This window comes from Gardnerella leopoldii (genome assembly GCF_003293675.1).
Taxonomy (GTDB): domain Bacteria; phylum Actinomycetota; class Actinomycetes; order Actinomycetales; family Bifidobacteriaceae; genus Bifidobacterium; species Bifidobacterium leopoldii.
In genome coordinates this window covers 966,554-988,876 of the sequence record NZ_CP029984.1, presented here as the reverse complement: position 1 = coordinate 988,876, position 22,323 = coordinate 966,554, and the positions used below count along the sequence as shown (strand labels likewise).

Annotated in this window: 11 protein-coding genes and 1 other RNA gene; 9 read left to right on the top strand and 3 right to left on the bottom strand. The window is 44.2% G+C overall.

All coding sequences use genetic code 11. The features are described 5' to 3' along the window. The first annotated feature begins 25 nt into the window (after window positions 1-25). The 7 genes from DOD25_RS04105 to tuf all read left to right on the top strand — a co-directional run bounded on the left by DOD25_RS04105 (window position 26) and on the right by tuf (window position 8,752). Window positions 26-1,225: a UDP-N-acetylglucosamine--N-acetylmuramyl-(pentapeptide) pyrophosphoryl-undecaprenol N-acetylglucosamine transferase gene (locus tag DOD25_RS04105; RefSeq protein WP_112928782.1), complete on the top strand. Its 1,200-nt coding sequence runs from the start codon at window positions 26-28 to the stop codon at window positions 1,223-1,225. Continuing rightward, window positions 1,225-2,787: a UDP-N-acetylmuramate--L-alanine ligase gene (murC, locus tag DOD25_RS04100; protein WP_112928781.1), complete on the top strand. Its 1,563-nt coding sequence runs from the start codon at window positions 1,225-1,227 to the stop codon at window positions 2,785-2,787. The genes DOD25_RS04105 and murC overlap by 1 nt, the downstream gene beginning before the upstream one ends. 52 nt (window positions 2,788-2,839) lie before the next feature. Continuing rightward, window positions 2,840-4,099 (top strand): cell division protein FtsQ/DivIB, encoded by a 1,260-nt coding sequence (locus tag DOD25_RS04095; RefSeq protein ID WP_112928780.1) that lies wholly within the window; start codon window positions 2,840-2,842, stop codon window positions 4,097-4,099. A gap of 267 nt (window positions 4,100-4,366) precedes the next feature. Further along, entirely contained in the window at window positions 4,367-4,738 is a 372-nt protein-coding gene (rpsL, locus tag DOD25_RS04090; protein WP_003813881.1) for a 30S ribosomal protein S12, read from the top strand. A gap of 3 nt (window positions 4,739-4,741) precedes the next feature. After that, on the top strand, window positions 4,742-5,212 hold the full coding sequence (gene rpsG / locus DOD25_RS04085; protein WP_004107405.1) for a 30S ribosomal protein S7: 471 nt from the start codon (window positions 4,742-4,744) through the stop codon (window positions 5,210-5,212). A gap of 42 nt (window positions 5,213-5,254) precedes the next feature. Then, on the top strand, window positions 5,255-7,384 hold the full coding sequence (gene fusA / locus DOD25_RS04080; protein WP_004107409.1) for an elongation factor G: 2,130 nt from the start codon (window positions 5,255-5,257) through the stop codon (window positions 7,382-7,384). A gap of 168 nt (window positions 7,385-7,552) precedes the next feature. Further along, the gene (tuf, locus tag DOD25_RS04075; RefSeq protein ID WP_004118785.1) at window positions 7,553-8,752 is read left to right on the top strand and encodes an elongation factor Tu; all 1,200 of its coding nucleotides are present in this window, start codon (window positions 7,553-7,555) and stop codon (window positions 8,750-8,752) included. Window positions 8,753-9,198: 446 nt separating this feature from the next. Here the strand turns inward: tuf and DOD25_RS04065 are convergent, their stop codons facing one another. Both DOD25_RS04065 and DOD25_RS04060 read right to left on the bottom strand, forming a co-directional pair. Then, a complete protein-coding gene (locus DOD25_RS04065; protein ID WP_004118787.1) occupies window positions 9,199-9,945 on the bottom strand; it encodes a Bax inhibitor-1/YccA family protein in 747 nt (248 codons plus the stop codon). A 162-nt stretch (window positions 9,946-10,107) separates the two neighbouring features. Then, complete coding sequence (locus DOD25_RS04060; protein ID WP_004107417.1) at window positions 10,108-10,917, bottom strand: GTP pyrophosphokinase; 810 nt, start codon at window positions 10,915-10,917, stop codon at window positions 10,108-10,110. 142 nt (window positions 10,918-11,059) lie between these two features. Between DOD25_RS04060 and miaA the strand changes: the two genes are divergently transcribed. Continuing rightward, window positions 11,060-12,073: a tRNA (adenosine(37)-N6)-dimethylallyltransferase MiaA gene (gene miaA, locus DOD25_RS04055; RefSeq protein WP_112928883.1), complete on the top strand. Its 1,014-nt coding sequence runs from the start codon at window positions 11,060-11,062 to the stop codon at window positions 12,071-12,073. A gap of 96 nt (window positions 12,074-12,169) precedes the next feature. Here the strand turns inward: miaA and ssrA are convergent. Further along, window positions 12,170-12,566: a transfer-messenger RNA gene (gene ssrA / locus DOD25_RS04050) on the bottom strand. Window positions 12,567-12,889: 323 nt separating this feature from the next. Between ssrA and DOD25_RS04045 the strand changes: the two genes are divergently transcribed. Next, window positions 12,890-22,273: an InlB B-repeat-containing protein gene (locus DOD25_RS04045; protein WP_112928779.1), complete on the top strand. Its 9,384-nt coding sequence runs from the start codon at window positions 12,890-12,892 to the stop codon at window positions 22,271-22,273. The last annotated feature ends 50 nt before the right edge of the window (window positions 22,274-22,323 follow it).

The following is a 22,323-nucleotide window of genomic DNA, read 5'->3' as shown; positions in this document are numbered from 1 at the left end:
TGAAAGTTATAACAAGGGTAGTGAAATGAAGTTTGATAATGCTATTGAGCAGGAAGTGCATATTGTTCTTGCAGGCGGGGGTACTGCAGGTCATGTCAATCCTTTGCTTTCTGTTGCAAACGCGATTAAAAAGCTCAATCCTGAAGCGTTAATTAGTGTAATTGGCACAGAAGTTGGTTTGGAAAAAAGTCTTGTGCCGAATGCAGGATACGAACTTGACACTATAGAAAAAGTGCCGTTCCCACGTAAGCCAAATTTGGATGCAATTAAATTTCCAATTCGATGGATGCGCGAAAAACGCAAAGTGCGAAATATACTAGCCGCTAGAAAAGCAGATATAGTAGTGGGCTTCGGTGGCTATGCTTCTGCTCCAGTATATTCTCAAGCTCATGCGCAGCATATTCCTATTGTGATTCACGAGCAGAATGCTAAATCTGGAATGGCAAATCGCTTGGGTGCAAGTTGGGCTGATGCTGTTGGAACAGTTTATGGGAATACTGATTTGCGCACACGAAAAGGTGTCAAAGTTGAAAGAGTTGGTTTACCTCTTAGACCTGCTATTTCTCAATTGTGTGAAAGATTAGAAAAAGATTATGATTCCACTCGCGTTGAAGGTGCGCAAAAACTTGGCGTTGACCCTAAACGTCCAATTATTCTTGTTACCGGCGGATCTTTGGGTGCAAAAAGCATAAATCAAGCTGTTGCTGCAGCAGCAGGAGATATTTTAAAACATGCGCAAGTAATTCACTTAACTGGTCGCGCAAAAGCGGAAGAAGTGCGAGATATAGTTGCAAAGCAAGTAGGTGAATCGCAAATAAACGATATTAAACCAGAGCATGCTGGTTGTGGCGATTATCATATTGCAGAATATTTAGAGCGTATTGATTGGGCTTTTGCTTGTGCAGATTTAGTTATATGTCGTGCAGGAGCTGGAACGGTTGCAGAAATTTCTGCACTTGGCTTACCTGCTGTATACGTGCCATTGCCTATTGGCAACGGCGAGCAGCGTTTCAATGCTGAGCCTGTAGTAAATGCAGGGGGAGCATTAATGGTAAATGATGCTGATTTCAATGCGAAGTGGTTTATAGATGAAGGGTTAGCTTTATTGCAAAACAAAAAGCAATTACAAGCTATGCGCACTAAATCTTGGAATTATGGTATTCGTGATGCTGCAGACGTTATGGCGAAGCGTATTCTTGAAATTGCAAAAGAAGGCAGAAAGTAATGACTAAACTTAATAGCAATACAACTTCATCTCATAACAACATTGATTTAAACCCAGTAAAATCAGCATTTGATGATTCGCAAACTATTTCAAAACTAGGGCGAGTGCATTTTATTGGCATTGGTGGAGCTGGAATGAGTGTTCTGGCAGAAATGTTGCATGAAGAGGGAGTAAGCGTAAGCGGTTGCGATCGTGAAGCAAATGATCACACTCAACGCTTGGAAGAATTAGGTATTGAAGTAGAAATTGGACAAAGTGCTTCACATGTTGAGCATGCAGATGTACTTGTGTATTCAAGTGCTATTAAACCGAGCAATCCGGAGATTATGGCAGCACATGAGCGCGGCATAAAACTTGTTCATCGCAGCGATATTCTTGCGTTATTATTATCTGCAAAAACTGGTGTGACTGTTGCTGGAGCGCATGGTAAAACAACTACTAGCTCACTTCTTTCTCATATATTAACTGTGGCTGCAGTAGGCGATTTGGCTGATCCAAGCTACGCAATCGGCGGATCTATTCAAGCCGCAGACGGAACAGTTTTAGACGGCGGTCATGCTGGTAATGGAATTGTTATGGTTGCTGAAGCTGACGAATCTGACGGAAGTTTTGAAAAATACAGCCCAAGTATTGCAATCGTAACAAATGCTGAAGCAGATCACTTGGATCATTACGGCTCTAGTGAACGATACAGAGAAGCATTTGTTGAGCACGTAAGTCATGCTGTTAATAACGTAATAATTTGTGCAGAAGACGAAGGTGCTAGAAAAGTACTTGAAGCTATGCCGGATAATATTTTAAACAAAACAATTGCTTACGGTAATTTGGATACTTGGAGCCTAAAAGTTAGCTCGCGCGTACAAAAATTAGCCATGTTCGCAAGTATTGAGCATGAAAATGAGCAAGCTGTAAGTGGTCGAGAAATGTTTACGCTTGTATTGCCAGAAAAAATTTTGGATGAACATGCTAAATGTTCGAACAAGGTGCAAGTTAGCTTGTTAATACCAGGTTTGCATAATGCTCTTAATGCTTCTGCAGCTATTGTTGCTGCAGTATTGCTCGGTATGAATTCAGAAGATGCGGCTCGTGGTGCAGAAAGCTTCCGAGGTGCGTCTCGTCGTTTTGATATTCGTGGATGTGTTGATGGTGTGACAGTTGTGGACGATTATGCTCACCATCCAACTGAAATAGCTGCATTATTGCGCGCTGCTCGAAGAAAGTACACTTCTTCTACTCTTCGCGTGCTGTTTCAGCCTCATTTGTTCTCCAGAACGCAGGCTTTTGCTAGTGAGTTTGCAAAATCTTTGGCTCTTGCAGACGATGTAATTGTTACAGGAATTTTCCCAGCTCGCGAAAAGCAGGAAGATTTTCCAAATATTAATGCTGAAACTATTGTTAAAGCTGCAAAATCACAGAATCTTGATGTAAAAATTGAAGCGGTTGACGATATGCGCGCAGCTGCGTTGAAACTGGCTTTGCGTGCAAAATCTGGTGATGTGCTGCTTACAGTTGGTGCAGGAAGTATTACTGCTATGACGTCTGTTATGCTAGAAGCATTGTAGTGCTTTGAAATTAAGTGATTAAAATATAAATAAATTATTACGAGAGGCAATTATGGGTCGCGTGAGGTCAAGCAAATCGTACGATGCTGATGCAAATAATTCGCATCGTCGTACCGTTTCAAGTCTTAATATTGCGCGTACTGAAGAGTCTCGTAGTAATAAATCCAGCAGCAGTGCGTCTCGTAGTGCTGAATTGCTTAATAATGAATTGCGTAGTGGTGTAACGCGTGGTGTAGCGCGTGGTGTAGCGCGTGGTGTAGCGCGTGGTGCGAAATCTAATATCGGAAAATCTAATATAAAAAAATCTAGTATCAAAAAAACGCGTGATGAAAAAATTCATATTTCTAAACCTAGATCTGCTTCGTCATTGCGCAAAGACCAGCGTTTCCAAAGGCATATAATCAGCCAAAACACATCGCAAATACGAGTAGCTGATGTTAATGAAAAAAATCATCAAGGTAAGTTTGTTGACGCTAGACTTTTGCCGAAGCTTGATTTTGTAAGAAAAACTTTAAGTCAAACTTCTGGTTCTCTTGGAATGATTACTCGTCCTAGAATAATTAATTTTCGAGAGCGTTTGAAAGAACGTAAATCTGCTTATTTGCAATTTACTGTTAAACGAATTCTTGCAATTCTTGCAGTGATTGCCTCTGTTTCGGCGATTGTTTGGTTTTTATTCTTCTCGCCAGTTTTTCTTCTTAAGTCTAGCGATATAAGTATTTCTGGATCTAACGAGTGGGTGAGTGAGCAAAAAATTGCTTCAATTGCGTCAACTCAGGTTGGTAAATCACTATTTTTAGTTTCTTCTCAAGAAGTAATTAACCAACTTAACGATATTCCTGGCGTAACTGAAGCAAAAGTTTCTAAGAATTTTCCTAATGGTTTGCATGTTTCTGTACATGCGCAACGTCCTGCAGCAATGCTCAAAACTCGAGATAGCAATAAATTAACTGCTGTTGACGCTAAAGGTCGCGTGTTAAATGCCGTAGCTCAAGTTACAACACAAGGAATACCTGTTATTGAAGTTTCAAATGTGCAAAGAAGTTTGAATAATAGAGCGGTACTTGAAGCTGTAAAAATTGTTAGTTCACTTTCGGAATCTTTGCGAGCTAGAGTTACGAGAGTTAGTGCAAAAACTCAAGATTCTGTCGAAACAGAATTAGGGGATGTTAAAAAAACTATTATATGGGGCAATTCGTCTCAGATTGAGTTAAAGAAAGCTATTGTTGCCAAGATTATTGATGATCCTAGTAAAATTGGAAACAAACGCAGCTTAGATGTGTCTGCTCCTGTGCGTCCAATTCTTAAATAGGGTTTTAAAACTTTATTAATTGCATTGTCAAGATTAGGTGTATAATAGTAATTCGTGTGTGCCAACGGCGTGCCTTATGTTATAGGCGTGCGTGTTGGGATATCCCAAGTGCCAAAGATAGTGCGCAGTAATGTGTGGCTGGAGGCGCGAGGGCCATCGGGCCGGTGGACTGTGGCTTTTACTCTTTAACCGATTCTTTGGTTATGGTGTGCTGCAGTGTGGCGGTTTTCACCAAATAGAAAATAACAATGAATCGGAGAACTTAAGTTGCCTACGATTGAACAACTTGTCCGTAAAGGACGTCAGGCCAAGCCGAAAAAGTCAAAGACTTTGGCCTTGAAGGGTAGCCCGCTGCGTCGTGGCGTGTGCACCCGTGTGTACACCACCACTCCTAAGAAGCCAAATTCCGCGCTTCGTAAGGTTGCTCGTGTGCGCCTCAGCTCTGGTATTGAAGTAACCGCCTATATTCCAGGCGAAGGTCACAACTTGCAGGAGCACTCCATCGTGCTCGTGCGTGGTGGCCGTGTGAAGGATCTCCCAGGTGTGCGTTACCACATCGTGCGTGGCGCATTAGATACCCAGGGTGTCAAGGACCGCAAGCAGGGTCGTTCCCTGTATGGAGCAAAGAAGGCGAAGTAAAACATGTCACGTAAAGGACCTGCAAAAAAGCATCAACTGCTTCCTGATCCAATCTACGGCTCGACCGTCGTGGCTCAGTTGATTAACAAAATCCTTCTCGATGGTAAGAAGTCCATCGCAGAAAACATCGTCTACACCGCTCTTGAGCAGGTGAAGGCAAAGACCGAGCAGGAGCCAGTTTCTGTATTGAAGCGCGCTCTTGATAACATTCGTCCAAATCTTGAGGTTCGTTCTCGCCGCGTTGGTGGCGCAACTTACCAGGTTCCAGTCGAAGTTAAGCCTGCTCGTGCAAACACTCTTTCCCTCCGCTGGCTTACTGACTTCTCACGTGTTCGTCGTGAAAAGACTATGGCTGAGCGTTTGGCCAACGAAATTCTCGATGCCTCCAATGGCTTGGGTGCTTCCGTGAAGCGCCGCGAGGATACCCACAAGATGGCAGAAGCAAACAAGGCTTTTGCTCACTATCGCTGGTAATCCACAAGATAATCGGTATCTTAAAGAGCTAAGGATAAGAATATGGCACAAGATGTGCTTAACGACCTGAATATGGTTCGTAATATCGGCATCATGGCGCACATTGATGCTGGTAAGACTACTACCACCGAACGTATTCTTTACTACACTGGTAAGAACTACAAGATCGGTGAAACTCATGATGGTGCTTCTACCATGGACTTCATGGCTCAGGAGCAGGAGCGCGGTATTACTATTCAGTCTGCTGCAACTACCTGCTTCTGGAAGCGTCAGACTCATGACGTTGATGATCGCTATCAGATCAACATCATCGATACCCCAGGCCACGTGGACTTCACCGCTGAGGTGGAACGTTCCCTTCGCGTGCTCGATGGTGCTGTAGCAGTCTTCGATGGTAAGGAAGGTGTGGAACCTCAGTCCGAAACCGTGTGGCGTCAGGCTGATAAGTATAGCGTCCCACGTATCTGCTTCATCAATAAGATGGATAAGCTTGGCGCTGATTTCTACTATTCTGTCAAGACCATCAAGGAGAAGCTCGGTGCAACTCCACTCGTTATTCAGCTTCCAATCGGTGCTGAAAACGACTTCGTCGGCGTTGTTGACTTGATTCGTATGAAGGCTTACGTCTGGAATGACGTTAAGGACGATATGGGTGCTCACTATGACACCGTTGACATTCCTGAAGATTTGCAGGAACGTGCAGAACAGTATCGTGCTGAGCTTATGGATCAGGTTGCTGAAGCTGACGATGAGCTGGTTGAGAAGTATCTTGAAACTGGCGAACTTACTGAAGAAGAAATGCGCGCTGGTATCCGTAAGCTTACCATTGAGCGTAAGGCATTCCCAGTAACTTGCGGTTCTGCATTCAAGGATAAGGGTGTTCAGCCAATGCTGGATGCTGTTGTCGACTTCCTCCCAAGCCCAGAAGATGTTCCATCTATTAAGGGCTTCAAGCCAGGTGACGAATCTGTTGAAATTGACCGTAAGCCAGTTAATACAGATCCATTTGCAGCATTGGTATTCAAGATTTCAACCCATCCATTCTATGGCAAGCTCGTGTTTGTGCGCGTTTACTCTGGCGAAGTAAAGCCAGGCGATTCCGTGTACGATTCCACGAAGTCCAAGAAGGAACGCGTTGGTAAGATCTTCCAGATGCATGCTGATAAGGAAAATCCTGTAGATTCAGCTGAAGCTGGTAACATCTACACCTTCGTTGGTTTGAAGAACGTCAGCACTGGTGATACTTTGTGCGACGAAAAGAACCCAATTTCTTTGGAATCCATGACATTCCCAGATCCTGTTATCGAGGTTGCTGTGGAGCCAAAGACGAAGGCTGATCAGGAAAAGATGAGCTTGGCTTTGGCTAAGCTTTCTGACGAGGATCCTACATTCCAGGTTAAGACCGATGAGGAATCTGGTCAGACTTTGATTTCCGGTATGGGCGAGCTTCAGCTTGACATTATCGTTGATCGTATGCGTCGTGAGTTCAAGGTCGAAGCGAACGTTGGTAAGCCACAAGTTGCTTACCGTGAGACGATTCGTAAGGCTGTTATGAACCAGGAATACACTCACAAGAAGCAGACCGGTGGTTCTGGTCAGTTCGCAAAGGTTTTGATGAACTTCGAGCCTCTCGACACAGAATCTGGCGAAACCTATCAGTTTGTCAACGAAGTTACCGGCGGCCACATCACCAAGGAATTCATTCCTTCAATCGATGCAGGCGTGCAGGAAGCTATGGAATCCGGCGTTTTGGCTGGCTTCCCAGTTGTGGGTGTAAAGGCAACCGTCACCGACGGTCAGACTCACGATGTCGATTCTTCGGAAATGGCCTTCAAGATTGCAGGTTCCATGTGCTTCAAGGAAGCTGCTCCTAAGGCTAATCCGGTAATTCTCGAACCAATTATGGCTGTCGAAGTCCGTACTCCAGAAGAGTACATGGGCGATGTCATGGGCGATTTGAACTCTCGTCGCGGTAACATCCAGTCTATGACTGATGCTACTGGCGTGAAAGTTATCGATGCCAAGGTGCCGCTGAGCGAAATGTTCGGCTACATTGGCGATCTTCGTTCTAAGACTCAGGGCCGCGCAATGTTCACCATGCAGATGGACTCTTACGCGGAGGTCCCGAAGGCCGTTTCGGACGAGATTATTAAGGCTCAGCGCGGCGAATAAAGCGCACGCTACTTCGGTGTTTTCTGTCCCCGGTCAACGCTAGAATTTCCTACGTTGACTGGGTTCTGGCACCGAAGTGGCACCTAACCCAGAAACCCAGTAATATGTAGCGAAAGACCTCTCACAAATGTGTGAGGCAAACTACGAGACGTCCAGGAGGACAAACACATGGCAAAGGAAAAGTACGAGCGTACTAAGCCGCATGTTAACATTGGTACCATTGGTCACGTTGATCACGGTAAGACTACCTTGACCGCGGCTATTTCTAAGGTGCTGCATGGCGAGTATCCAGATCTGAACCCTCAGTATGACTTCGATCAGATTGATGCCGCTCCAGAAGAGAAGGAACGCGGCATTACCATTAACATCGCACACATCGAGTATCAGACCGCTGAGCGTCACTACGCTCACGTGGACGCTCCAGGCCACGCTGATTACGTGAAGAACATGATCACCGGTGCTGCTCAGATGGATGGCGCAATCCTCGTGGTTGCTGCTACCGATGGTCCTATGGCTCAGACCCGTGAGCACGTTTTGCTCGCTAAGCAGGTCGGTGTCCCGAAGATCCTCGTTGCTTTGAACAAGTGCGATATGGTTGATGATCCAGAACTTATCGACCTCGTCGAAGAAGAGGTTCGTGACCTCCTCGAAGAAAACGGCTTCGATCGCGACTGCCCAGTCATCCGCACCTCTGCTTACGGTGCTTTGCACGATGACGCTCCAGATCACGAGAAGTGGGTAGAGACCGTCAAGGAGCTCATGAAGGCTGTTGACGAGTACATCCCAACCCCAACTCACGATCTTGACAAGCCATTCTTGATGCCAATCGAAGATGTGTTCACCATCTCCGGTCGTGGTACCGTTGTCACCGGTCGTGTTGAGCGTGGTAAGCTCCCAATCAACACCCCAGTTGAGATTGTTGGTTTGCGTCCAACTCAGACCACCACCGTTACCTCCATCGAGACCTTCCACAAGCAGATGGATGAGGCCGAGGCTGGCGATAACACTGGTCTTCTTCTCCGTGGTATCAACCGTACCGACGTTGAGCGTGGTCAGGTTGTGGCTGCTCCAGGTTCTGTGACCCCACACACCAAGTTCGAAGGCGAAGTTTACGTCTTGACCAAGGATGAAGGTGGCCGTCACTCGCCGTTCTTCTCCAACTACCGTCCACAGTTCTACTTCCGCACCACCGACGTCACCGGTGTTATCACCTTGCCAGACGGCGTTGAGATGGTTCAGCCAGGCGATCACGCAACCTTCACTGTTGAGTTGATCCAGGCTATCGCAATGGAAGAGGGCTTGACCTTCGCAGTTCGTGAAGGTGGCCGTACCGTTGGTTCCGGTCGTGTGACCAAGATTCTTGCCTAGTATTTTCTCTAACTGAAAATATTAGCTAAGGCTTAATAAAGACCCCACGAGTTTCCTCGCGGGGTCTTTATTATGTTCGTGCGCGCTTTGAAGGAGCTTGAAATCCCAATGATTTCAAGCTCCTTCAAAGCGCGATTTGGCATGCGAAGCACGGTTGTGGTTAATGCTCAAGCATGTCATCGCGCTCACAAAACACAACCTCCCTCCCAATGAACTACCACACTAACCTGCCCTGTCTTCATCTTTATTGACGAAGACAGGCCTCGCTTGCGTTGAAAGCACACTGTGCTTTCAACCCTGAGCAAGCTCGGCGCTCCGAGTTGCTTTCGCGCGCGCAATGCTGCGCTCAAGCATGTCGTCGCGCCCATGTTTGGAACACAGAACACATAAATAAAAACCCTGCCGAACGAATTCAGCAGGGTTTTGTGTTTAGAAAATCAGAACTACTAATCTCTATTATCTCCAAGCAACTCTAGCAAGTAGATGAACATGTTAATGAAGTCCAAGAACAGCTGGAATGCGCAGAAAATAGATACTTTCTTAACCATTTCAGGCTGATTTTCATATTGTGCAAGTAATGCGCGAGTTTGCTGAGCATCGTAAGCTGTTAAACCTGCAAAAATAACGATGCCAATTCCAGCCATAAGACGCATGGTTCCAGTATCTTGCCCAATAAATGAAATAATAATTTGCGCAACAACGAATACAAGTAATGCAACCATTAAAATTGGACCAGCTTTAAGCAAATCCTTTTTTGTAGTAAGTGCAAGCATTGTCAAGCACAGGAAGAATCCTGCAGTTAAAGCAAACACTAATGCCACGGATCCAAGGCTAAATACTTGAAAGACTGAGCTTAAAGTGAATCCTGTTAAAGCAGCATAAGCATAGAACAAAACTCGTACTGTTGTCTCACTCATCTTCATTAAACGCGTTCCAAGAACAACTGCTATCACAACCTGAGCAATTGCCAGCATCATCCAACCCCATCCGCGGGTTGCAAACATAAATCTAAGCCAGAAATTACCGCTCTGAGTGAACAGTGCCACAAGAGTTGTAACAATCAATCCAAGCGTCATTTCGCCATAAGTGCGTCCTACTGAAACTCTTTTTGCTTCTTCAAAAGCATATGTTGCCTGAGTGTCAATAACCTCAGGAGCACCGCTTCCGTAATAATCTTGAGTAAAGTTTGTCATTATTTCTCCTTAACAGCTATGAAATAAAACGCTGTCAAGACAACGTTCTCACACAATTATAATTAAAGCATCTGGGAAAATGCTAAAAAAATACAGCATAATTTATACGTTCGTACAATAAGCTGATTTTAGTATTTCGTAATCTTGCGCTTCGCATTGATATTATGCCTTACTATTAGGTGCCTCTTCAACTTGAGGAGCACCATTAATATCGCGGTGAATACCTTGCATTTGTGTTTCAATATTTTGCAAGCTATGCGCGCAATCGAGCAAAGTTTGAGAGTGTTCAGCCAACTTTGCATCTGGCAAACCGGCTTTGTATCTTAAAGCGTGCTCCAAGCTAGCCCAATAATCCATCGCAATAGTTCGGAATTGCACTTCAACTGGCGTGTAGTGTGCTCCAGAAGACAAGAACACAGGAACTGCATAAATTACGTGCAAACTGCGGTATCCATTAGGTTTTGGATTCTTAATATAATCCTTAACTTGCAATACTTGAATGTCTGTTTGTTTAGAAAGATATTGTGCTACAGAATACACATCGTCGCAGTAGTTGCAAATTACGCGAATTCCAGCTACGTCGAAAAGATTATCACGTATAGAGCGTGTGGAAATATCTAGATGACGCCTTTGCAGCTTCTCAAAAATTGAGTGCACTGATTTAAGACGGCGTTCCATGTGGTGAATTGGGTCGTGAGAGAATCGCACCTGAAATTCGCTATCTAGAATCTCGAGCTTTGTACTTATTTCGTACATTGCTCCTTCGTAAATTTGCATCATGTTTACAAATTCGTCGATTTGGTCTTCAGGAAGCATAAGCGAATTAGTTTTGTCGCATTGGGAGCAATTTTGTTGATTTTTTGTATTGCTTACATTGCTACTTAAATTGTTGCTTTCATTAGCTGCTTCGTTGCTATGAAGACGCGCATAGAGTTCTGCTGCGTTTACGCGGTTATGACGATCAAGTATCACGTCTTTTAATAATACTATAAAAACTGCTAAACGTCTGGGAGTGCGTATGTAAATGTAATATTCTTTGCAAAGCGTGATATAAATATCTTAGGTGATTGCGCGCAAGCAAAATCTAGGAAAGTATTTTGACGGGGAGTGTATTTTGTCTGAAAATAAGCAGGATAATATTCCTAAAGTAATTTCAATAGTTGGTCCTACAGCTTCAGGCAAAACTAGTCTTGGTATTGCGCTTGCGAAAAAATTAGCTGAGCGCGGGATTCGTGCGGAAATCATCAACGCAGACGCGTATCAAATGTATCGTTACATGGATATTGGCACGGCTAAGGCGAGTGCGCAGGAGCAGGCGGAAGTACCACACCATTTGCTTGACATTATTGATCCTGAAGAAACGATGACGGTTGCGCGCTTTCAAACTTTGGCAAGGCAGTGTATTAGTGAGTTGCAATCGCGTGGTGTGAGGCCGATTTTAGTTGGAGGATCGGGATTGTATGCTCGTGCTGCTGTGGATGATATTACATTTCCAGGCACGGATGAGTCTATTCGTGCAGCTTTGGAGGAGCGCGAGCGCAAAGAAGGAGCAGGTGCGCTTTTTGATGAGTTGCAACGAAAGGATCCGGTTGCTGCGGCTCATATGGATGCGCGCAATCCGCGACGTACAATTCGCGCGCTTGAAGTGATTGAGCTTACAGGAAAGCCTTATTCCGCAACGCTTCCGAAGTATAAGTATGTGATTGATTGCGTGCAAATTGGCTTAGATTTGCGTCGTGAAGATTTAGATAAGCGCGTGGATTTACGTACGCAAATTATGCGTGAGCAGGGTTTTGTGGATGAGGTGCGCGCAATTCGAGGGCGATTGGGTGTGACTGCAGCTCGTGCTCTTGGCTACCAGCAGATTATGGATTATTTGGATGGCGTTTGGAGTGAGGATGAGGCTTTTGCGGATATTGCGCAAAAAACTCGACGACTTGCACGCAAACAAATGGGTTGGTTTGGTAGGGATGCACGCATTTACTGGTTGGACGCGTTGCGACCGGATCTTGCGGAAGCTGCGCTCGCGATTGTTGATGCTGCGGATGCGGGGGAGTTTGATTGCAATAGTTCTGACGCTACTGAGCACGCTACTCAGCACCATCTCGGAGATGCTTTTGACGCTTAGCTTAAATCTTGGGAACGTTGGGTTTTAGGAAATAACTCAAATAATTTGGGTTTTGCTACAAAAAACGCCACTGTTTGAGCAGTGGCGTTATTGCGTTTGTGGAGTCGCGGGGAATTGAACCCCGGTCCGGTGACCGTACCCTCGGTCTTCTACGTGCGTAGTCTGCTGGCCGTGCGGCAGTTTTTCTGCCCCCATGTTATCGCAGACAATTCATGGCGAGCATATCTACAGTCAAAGTCCCTGAATTGCCCTGCAGCTCGGCAATTCAAGCAAGTCTTCTTATGACGTTCAGCACCACTCCGAAGACGTGAGTGGGTGAACGGAGCAGCTGCTCACTGGTTAATCCTGGCGCGAAGCTCAGGCAGCGAGAGCGAACTCAGTGCGATTAGATTTAGCACTTATTCTTTTGCGAAAGGACGTTTACGAGTGGACTTCCGCATTCTCGGCACGCTTCCCCGCGGCGAACAGATCGCCGTCGAAACCGATCGACCCCTTTTGATTTTTCAAACAATTGTTGCTCTAGAGCACACATTTCTACATTGTATCATATTTTAACGTTACGAACTGCTTGAGCACTTATTCCTCACGGCATAGTCGTTCGGATGATTTTTTTTTGGGGGGGGGTATTGATTAGTATACTATTAGTTAGGTGATTTTATTTGCCAAGCGTAAATATGAGTTGTAGTTGATTTGTAATGAATAAAAGATTATAACAAATGTTTATTTTATGCCCATATACTGTATTCATGTATAATACATATGAAGATTTATAAGTATGCGTGGTCTACTTGAAATTGGTTGGAGTGAGGAGAAATAATGGCAGAGCGTAAAGATTTACACGGTGATGTGGTACCAAGAAGAACACTTCGTAAGGCTCATGCGGTGAAGCGTTCTCGTGCTTTGCGTAAGGGAGTTGCTGGAGTTGCTGTTGCTTCAACTTTGGCAATGATGCTGCCATCTGTTGTAGCTTCCGCGCTTCAGCCTACTCAAAAAGATATTATCGATGCGTCTAATATGACGCAAAAAATGGGCAAAGGTAAGCCTGATGTAGACGAATTGAACATGCAGCGTTGGGGTGCTGGCGTGCTCAATAAGAGTGCTCAAACTCAAAAGTTTGTAGAGCTTGCGCGCCATGATGCACAAATGCAACAGTTGCGCGAGGCACAACAGCGTGAGATTGAGCAGCGTGAAATAAATAAGAGTGAAGCAAAACAGCACGAATCGCAACAACAAGAAACACAACAGCGCGAAATTGATTCGCAGTTAGGCAGTTCTTCAGAACAGGTTAATTTCGGACATTCTTATGGGACTATTGAGAACGCTCAGAATACACGTGATTTGCAGAATTTGCAAAATGCGAAGAATATTGAGTCTGCAAATTCTAATAAAGCTTCTAATAGTGTTCAGTCTGCTACGCCTACAAAGACTTCTGAGATTAAGAATGCAACTTTAGGCTCAAAGTCAAATGTTGCTGAAAATACGGTAAATGCTGTTGGGTCTGCTGGATCTGCTGCAGTAAGTGCGCCTGCGCCAGTGCAGAATACAAACGCACAACCTTCAAGCACTCACACAGAAAATACGAATACAGTAAGTAATGCAAATACGACAAAAGTGCGTGCTCGTACGTCTGCTGATGGCAGTAATAGTGCTTCCAACGGGAGTAGTGTAGCTCCTGCAAATAATGCACCTATATCTCAGACTGCGGCTCCTGCAGATAATACAACTGCGCCGTCTACTCCTGTAACTTCAACAGGTACAGAAGCTAACGCTGGTGCTGGAACTGCAGCGATCCCAGGTGCAGATACAACTGCACAAGGTAATGCGCAAGTGTCAAGTGCGCAAGGGCAGGGTACAGAAAGCTCTACACAAGGTTCACAAGGCTCTGCTCAAGGTTCGCAAACCAATACACAAGGTGAAAATACAAGAGTCCCAGGCGAAGGTAAAAGTACTACGCATTCAGCTTCTGGCTCAACACCTGCTCCAGAGTCTAGGTCTACTTCGAGCAATCAGCCAACGCCTTCACCTTCTCCTGCACCGACCTCTGGCACACAGAACGCTGGCACAACAACTAATAACGCAGCAACTGATCCAGACAGCCAGGTAATTAAGCCGAATACGGATAATCCAGAGGCGAAGAGCACAGAGCAAGCCAACGAACAGGTACAAACCGACACTAAGCCAAAAGCTACGTACAATTTGCAAATTCGCTATACGATTGGCGGTGCTGCGAATAAGCAGCTTGTACAGCCTTATGAGCTTACAATTGACCAAGAAGACTTCGATAAGCTTGACAAAGATGGTAAGTACGAATACATTGAGCTTCCGCAGGCTGCTGGATACCGTCCATCTGTATACCATTCCGGGGATTATCAGTACTACATTAAAAACGACGAAGGCAAGTTTGTTATTGACGACGGTACGGATGCGGATGCTAAGCGCTACTTGCGTTTGAGTAAGAAGCTGATTACTGAGTATGCTGTAAAGAAAAGGCCTGCTGTTGGAGCTAACAACGGCGCTCAAGCCCCGCAAGCCTCGTCATCTCAAACAACTTCGCAATCTTCATCATCTGCGCAACCGGCAGTAGAAGACGGCATTCAGTATTACGGCGAGTTGAATATCAACTACGCTCCTAAAACAGCTAAGTACTATGTGCGTCACTTGGTGCAGGATCTCGATAATAAGGATGAGTTTCACGATGCTCCAAATCTTGGCGTTGGCAAGACTATTGAAGTAACTTACAAAGATGGCAAAAAAGAACGTATCCACGTCACTGAAGTTACTGGCACTGTTGGTTCAGATGTGAGTGCTGTAGCTCTGTATATTCCAGGCTACGAGCCGGAGCATAATCTTATTAGCTCGCCACTTTCTGATTCTGAAGATGAAAAAGACAAGCTAGTTTTGAACCTTCGTTACTATCGTAAGGCGTATGAAGTTACTTACGATTCTGCTGGCGGCACGGATGTTACTGCTCAAAAAGTGTATTATGATCAGGAAGTGCCTGCGGTTCCAGAACCTACATATCGTGGTCATAAGTTCCTTGGGTGGCAGGTAGTAAAACCAGGGGATACTAATCAATCAAATACTTCTGGTAGTCCACTAATTAAAGGAAATTCTACTAACTACAAGATGCCGGATCACAATGTGCGATTCCGCGCAGTTTGGGAAGCTAACAATACTACCAGCTACCGCGTGAACGTGTGGGTACAGAAGGCGGATTTGGTAGACAAAGAGCATCCGGATTCGCTTGTAAACTACGACTTTGTTGGTCTTGTTGAGCGCACGAATGTGCAAACTGATAGCGACGTTGTGCTCGATAAGATGGATGATGCTGGTGTTGCTAAAGATACTGATGAGCTTAATGGTAAAAGCGAAACTGATTATGTAACGAACCCGGAGCTTGGCTTAACAAAAGAAGAGCTGCAAGGTACAGATGCGAATAATCATAAAGATGGCTTAATTTCAAAGTTCAACTGGATGAACGATACGCCTGTAACAAGCTTAGACGGGTATGATACTGAGCATCCTGGTGATGCTAACAACAAGGGTAAGGACTTATTCACTCGCTACTTCCACGTGAATAAGAAGCTGACTAAAGAGCTTAACAGTGAGGAACATAATCTTGTGCAGGGTCGCCCAGATTTAGGCAAACGCAGTAAAGCGAAGCTTTGCGCAAACGACTTAAACAACACTCTTAACTTAGTTTACGATCGCAACGAGTACGAGCTTATTTTTGCTAAGCCTGCTGGCGTAAATAGGGGTGACAATGTTGCTATAAAAAGAAAAGATGAAAACGGCAAAACAACTATTTATTGCTATGCTGGCGGTGGCGGTTGCTCGGATAAGTATGATAAAAAAGACAAAGATGATAATGACAATGCAATTAACCATAAAGGCTACCGCGTAAAGGTTCGTTACGGTCAAAAGCTTACTGATATTTGGCCTGATGTAAATGAATTATATTTTAGTGAAGAGGGAAAAGGCTCTTTAGGGTGGCAGCTTGGATTTGCGGGGGATATAAAGTATCGTGACACTCCTCCGTATCGTTTTACTAAAGAAGAATTTGCTGACCCTGAATTCCGTGCTGTTTTTAAAAAAGATCAAAAAGACAAAGTAGCACCTAGAATTAGCGATGACCCTGAGAAGACTCCTCAAACTACATACGAGTTAAAAGATAATCAGCGTCTGCTTACTGCTGATAGCAGTGATCAAAGTCAGCCTATACAGGTGATTATTAGGAAGCAAAGTATTGCATCCGCTAAAAAGGGTGGTACAGCAAGCGATGACGATTATGAGCTTTCTACCGATTCTTATAGCAAAGATGATACTCCCAACACTGGCTATGATTATCCAGCTCCATCTATTGCTGGTTTTAATCCTGCTGATGGTTATGATAAGACAAAAGTTGGTGATGCGTTAGATTCAGACGACTTTAAAGATAATCTGGAAGTGTGGTATAACGAATCTCATGCTCATGGGGATTGGGATGATTTAAGTGAGGATGAGCAGAAAGCTTTTGCTAAAAAGTATCATTTAGCATTTCGAAAGTATAGGGGCGTTCCAGTAGATGAACAAGAAAATTATAAAGGTGATGAAAATGAATTTAATGATAACAAACCACTTGAGTTTAAGTATGACCGCCAGTCGTACGACGTGCAGTTTTATAATGCGGACGGCAAGGCTATAAGCAACGCAAAGGATGGCGCTGCTACAGAGAGATTGCCGTACGAGTATAGCTTGACTAAGCGCGGCAAAAAAGATTTGACGGGCGAAGACAAAGATTTATACGGAAAAGATACGTCTTACGATGATTCTGTAACTAAAGACAATGCTAACGATACGTCTAAGCAGTTCGATGGAAAGTACACTTTCACGCTTAACGGCAAGACTTACTCCATCACTCGTCCTAACAATTTGCCAAAAGACTACGTGTTTAAAGGCTGGGCTGTTGATCAAGCTGGTAGTCAGCTTATAAATGGCGAGAGTGAAGATGCTAAAGGTGAAAGCAAAGATAAAAGCAAAGCTAAAGATATTACAATGCCAGTTAATGGCATTAAGCTTTATGCTGCGTGGGGTAAGCCAACCAATATTAAGCACACGGTAACGTTTAACTACAATATGCCGAATATCGATGGGAACGGTAATGAGGTAGCTGGCACAAACGTAGTTAAGAAAAAGGAGTTCGCTCGCTACCATGTTATTGACGAAAAGGATGAAATAGGCACTCCAACTCGTAAAGGCTACGACTTCTACGGTTGGGAAATCAACAAGAATGGCAAAACTTTGCCGTACGCCTTTGGCAACAAAGTAGTAGAAGATATAACGCTTAACGCAGTGTGGGTGAAGGATACTCGCTACAAAGGCACTTTTAAGCATATATTCTTAAAGCCTGGATACACGATTTCTGACTATAAGAATGCTGTTACGAAAGAGGCCAAAGCTGCGATGGTAGACCATACCGCCGAGCAAACGGTTTCCGGCTTGCGCGAGCATTTGCGCTACAATGCGGAAGCAGTCTATAGTGACGAAACGCACTTCCCAGATAAGCATTTCACGAGCTTTGAAGCTTCGAGTACTGAATCTGAGAATACTGGCGAGTTTATTTACCAAACTTATAATATGCGCAAGTACAAAGTTCGCTATGTAACTATTGGTAAGGACGGTAAAGAAAAGGAGCTTCTTCCAGAAAGCGAAGTTAGCTCTGTAAATAGAAAGTATGACGTAGTATTCTACAAGCCTATTGAAGGCTTTAAGCCAGAAAATACGCAGCAGCGTATTGAATACGTTACTGATGCTTACGGCAAGCAAAAAGCTGACGATATTCGTACTATCACATTTAGATATGATGACGTACGCGTGCTTAAGCGTAAGGACGATTATCAAGCTCGCCCAGATCACTACACGCGTTACGTGTTTAAAGTGGCTGATGGTCAAGACTCTATGGGCAGCGTTGTTGACTGGCAGAACAAGGATGTAGCTGACGGCTCTGCTCTTGTGTACGACGCAATTAAGGGCACAAAAGCTTATCAAATGCCACTTCCAACAGTGAAAGCAAAGCCTGGATTTGAGTTTGCAGGCTGGACTTCGAAAGTCGGTTCGTCTGAAGTTGGCTCGCATACGCTTCAGTATTCCGATGGTGTAAATCGCTTGCCGATTCGCTCCGAAGAGCAGAACAATCCTGAGGTAATTTACACTGCTAACTTCAAGATAAAAGCTCCTGTTGCAATTGATACTAAGGTTTTGAAGCCAATAGATACTTTGAATCCGGCTGATCCAACTGCAGCTAAAGCTCTTATAACGAATGCTGATGAGTATCCAAGTGATGCTACGTTCTCATTCGGTAAAGACGAAAAGTTTGACAACACTCCAGGCTTGCACAAGATTAAAGTGCAAGTGCATCTTGATGGCAACATTGCTGAAACTGAAGTGCTGTACCGCACGCTGCCGGATTTGGTGTACGGAAGCGAGTGGGAGAAGTTTAAGGCTACTGACTACGGTAGCAAGCATAAAGACGAGTACGTGCCGATTACCTTTACCGGTAAGAACGATGAAGGCACTATTATTGGTCACGATGGAGATAATTCTAATCATCCTGATGACGGAGACACTACGCTTACTGCGTACGTTTATAAAGGTAAGGATGTTAGAATCCGCGTGCCGCAAGCTTTCGGTAAGGATCATAGTGCCGATAATTACCACTACGTGTTTAAGGGCTGGGCAACTAATGTTGTAAAGCCGACTGCTGAGAATCCGAATCCAGAGCAGAAGTACGATATCGATTCTGAAGGTCGTTATAAGGATGTTAAGGTTAACGATAATTCCGGCATAACTTATAACGCTGTTTACAAGAAGATTGAATACTTCTCGAGTTCCTCTGACGGCGGTGAAGTTCCTAAAGATGCTGTAGTTGCAATCTTCAAGCCTGCTCCAGGACGATTGTGGAGTGACGGCACGAGTGGACCTAAAGTGTTCTACGTAAAGAAGGGCACTGATATTTCCCAAATTACGAAGATCATTAATGGAAAGCAAGTGAATGTTCTTGAGATGCTGAAAGGCAGTCTCACTGGAGCTACTGGCACTTGGAAACGAAGCAGTATGCTTAATGACGGTAAGAAAGTTACTGAAGTTAAAGATGTTGCTGACGTGACCGGTGATTGGAAAGATGGCTGGAAAGTCAATGAACCATTCCAAGAGTTCGTGGCAGATCAAACCCCTTGGACAGAGCCAGCAGTGCAGACTGATTACCTTGTTGCTGTGCAAGATGACCCTGACACGCTTCCAAAGCTAACCGATTTTATAACTAATATGCCTCAACTCAAAGCAGATGCTGCTGTGAATAATGGCATAGAAGACATAAAAGTCGAATACGATTTACCAACTGAAGCTGAACAAAATAAGTTTAAACAAAAAATGCTTAAGAAGCCTGCTTTGTACACTGTTCCTTTGAAAGTTACAGTTAAGTATAAGGATGCAGTGGATTACAAGGCTTATAGACTTGTAGGACGCTTAAAAGTGCTTTATCAGCTTATGTATCCAGAAAGCTTGCCGAAGAATGATAGTCAACAGTCGAGTTTGCAAACTGGTGCTAATGCTGAACGCAAACTAGTTTTTGATAAGACTAAGTATGTTTCAGTCAACTTTATAAATGCTCAGAGTGATAATAAGTCACCAAATGGCAAGGGTGAATTTGCTGAAGGTTCGCGCGAGTTGTACTACGCGTATAAGCAATCTGCTAGTGGCGTTCGTGCACCGCAGGTTATTGGCAAGGATTACGATGCAAAAGGATACCATTACGAGTTCCAAGGCTGGGAGATGCAGGCAGCTACTGCACCTGTAGCAAATTCGACCAACACGCCAAATATTACGAATGGTACAAATACTGCTGCATCAGTAGTCCCTGTTGTGACACTTGTTGCTACTGCGGCTCCAACACCTACTACTGTGTCGAATCCACCAAAAATTAAGCTATATTCTAGTGCTGAAATTGCTGGTATGAAGTTTAGTGGGAACACCACTTTTATAGCACGTTATAAGCTTGTGCCAAACGTAATTGACGCTTCTCAACAAGACGATATTCCAGATGGCTACGTTGCAACCATATTCCTTCCAGGATTTGGTAGAACGTGGGCTGACGGTTCGTATAAGCCAAAACTTCTGTATATTCGTCACGGAAAAGATAAAGAAGATAACATTAAGTTTGCTCAAAAAGTTGCAAACGATACTGCTGCAGAACTTTCCGGTTTTACAAAGTGGCAAATGTATGATGCAAAGAGCCGTAAGTCAAACATACTCTTACACGACAATTGGGATATCAGCAGGCCGCGCATTTTCGTTGCTGAACAAAATGGCGCTGATGGTGTGAAGATTCCAGAAACAGTTGTTGGCGTTGGAGATAAGATTCCAAACGTCAATAAGCTCGTACATAGTGCTGACCCTAAAGTGAGTGTATCTGTAGATGAGAATGCTAAGGTTGATGTTTCAAAGCCTGGAATTTCAACAATTATGGTGAATGTAACTAAGCCTACTGATGAAATTGATAAGACTATAGGAAAGCAAAAAACTGTTACAACTAAGTTGCCTGTGCATGTGTATGTTTTGCCTAACGTGATTGCAGATAACGATTTGCCGGCTAAGGGCACTGCTGCGGCTAAGTTCATAGAAAAGAACTACACGAAGGTGACGTATGTAGCTGGTAAGGGCGGAAGTTTGCAAAAATCGCCTCTTGAGAGTGCTGGCGACAAGATAGTTTCAGTATATTGGGTACGAAACGGCGCTACTAATTTGCTTATGCCAGTTCCAGATGTGCTTGCCGATAAGGGCTACGTGTTCAAGGATTGGTCGTCTAATACGACTGAAAAGCCAGCGGCTCTGGCAGATAAACGCAAGGCCACAGAAGAAGAACGAGAAGCTTTGGCTCGAATGGCAATTATGGATGGTATGCCATATGTAGCAAAGTTGATTCGTAACTCAGATAAATATACGCTTGCTGCTTTGCAAAATCTCCTGAACGAAGCGCAAAAGCAACATGCTGCGCAAGTCTACAATGCTAAGCGTGAAGAATTAGCTCAGGTTGCTGAAAGAAATCATAAGACTGATCTAGCTTCTGAAATTCATCAGTCTCATGATTCCTTACAAAAGATTAAGGATAAGCTTGTCCAAAATGGCATTGATGTTGACAAAGTCATTGAGCAAGTTCATGAAAAGACTTTGCTTGTAAAACTTGCTAAAGAAGCTGGACAACCATGGCTTGCCAAGCAAATTTCCAATTCTATGTATTCTTCAATAGAAGCGCTGAAGAATTTGATGCAAGAAGCAGGAATAGACTTAACATTTGCTAATCTTGAGAACGCAATTGATAGTTATGTTCTTGATGAACAGCGAGAAGTGCTCGCTGAGCTTGCTGATGAAGCAGATAAGCCATTTGTTGCAAAGATAATTCGCAGCTCCAAGAAGTCTAGTTTGGAAGCTTTGAAGCAGGTTTTGCGCAATGCTGGAGTAAATCCAGAGATTTCGCTGCCAAAGCCTCACTCAAAACACGAAATCACTATTACTGCAAACTTCGAGAAGATGGCTCCTATGAGGTTTAAGTTTAGTGGTTCTGCTCGCGAGGGTATGTTAACGAACTTTACTTTGCAAAACATGACTGAAGGATCTGGCGATGCTACTAACAAGATTACGGTAGATGGTAAGGAAGTAACCATTAACGAGTTAATCTCAAAGGTTACGAATTCTGTAAACGGTATTAACGCAACCTGCGCTGGTACTGCATGCAAGATTTCCGGCACTCCTAAGATTGTGAATGGAAAGCCAAAAGTTGAGCTAACGTTTACTACTACCGATAAGTATGGTCGCGAAGCGGAAATTGCTGTTGAAATTGATGTGATTTCTGAGAGCAAACCAAACTCTCCAACTCCAGCACCAATTCCAAGTCCAGCACCAGCGCCTGAGCAGCCAACTCCAGTGCCTGAGCAAGTTATTCCTTCTCTTGATTCTTCTACTTCATATGACGTAACTATTGAGGATGAAAAGAAGCAAGAAAAGGATCTAAAAGAAACTGTTGAAGCAAAGCTGGAATTAGCTAAAACTGGTAGCGACACGGTTTCTTCTGCATCTGCTGGTATTTTGTCGGCAGCAATCGCAGCAATTGGTCTTGCGGTGGTAAAGACTGGCAAGCACCATCGCAAGCGTCGCAATAATAAATAATTTATTTAAATTTGGAGCGTTTGAATTTTTCATGCGCTCCATTTTTATAC

What these genes read in the sequence shown, in the direction of transcription:
- DOD25_RS04065 (WP_004118787.1), bottom strand. Translation starts at nt 9,945, where the DNA reads ATGACAAACTTTACTCAAGATTATTACGGAAGCGGTGCTCCTGAGGTT.
- tuf (WP_004118785.1), top strand. Translation starts at nt 7,553, where the DNA reads ATGGCAAAGGAAAAGTACGAGCGTACTAAGCCGCATGTTAACATTGGT.
- DOD25_RS04095 (WP_112928780.1), top strand. Translation starts at nt 2,840, where the DNA reads ATGGGTCGCGTGAGGTCAAGCAAATCGTACGATGCTGATGCAAATAAT.
- murC (WP_112928781.1), top strand. Translation starts at nt 1,225, where the DNA reads ATGACTAAACTTAATAGCAATACAACTTCATCTCATAACAACATTGAT.
- DOD25_RS04105 (WP_112928782.1), top strand. Translation starts at nt 26, where the DNA reads ATGAAGTTTGATAATGCTATTGAGCAGGAAGTGCATATTGTTCTTGCA.
- DOD25_RS04045 (WP_112928779.1), top strand. Translation starts at nt 12,890, where the DNA reads ATGGCAGAGCGTAAAGATTTACACGGTGATGTGGTACCAAGAAGAACA.
- fusA (WP_004107409.1), top strand. Translation starts at nt 5,255, where the DNA reads ATGGCACAAGATGTGCTTAACGACCTGAATATGGTTCGTAATATCGGC.
- rpsG (WP_004107405.1), top strand. Translation starts at nt 4,742, where the DNA reads ATGTCACGTAAAGGACCTGCAAAAAAGCATCAACTGCTTCCTGATCCA.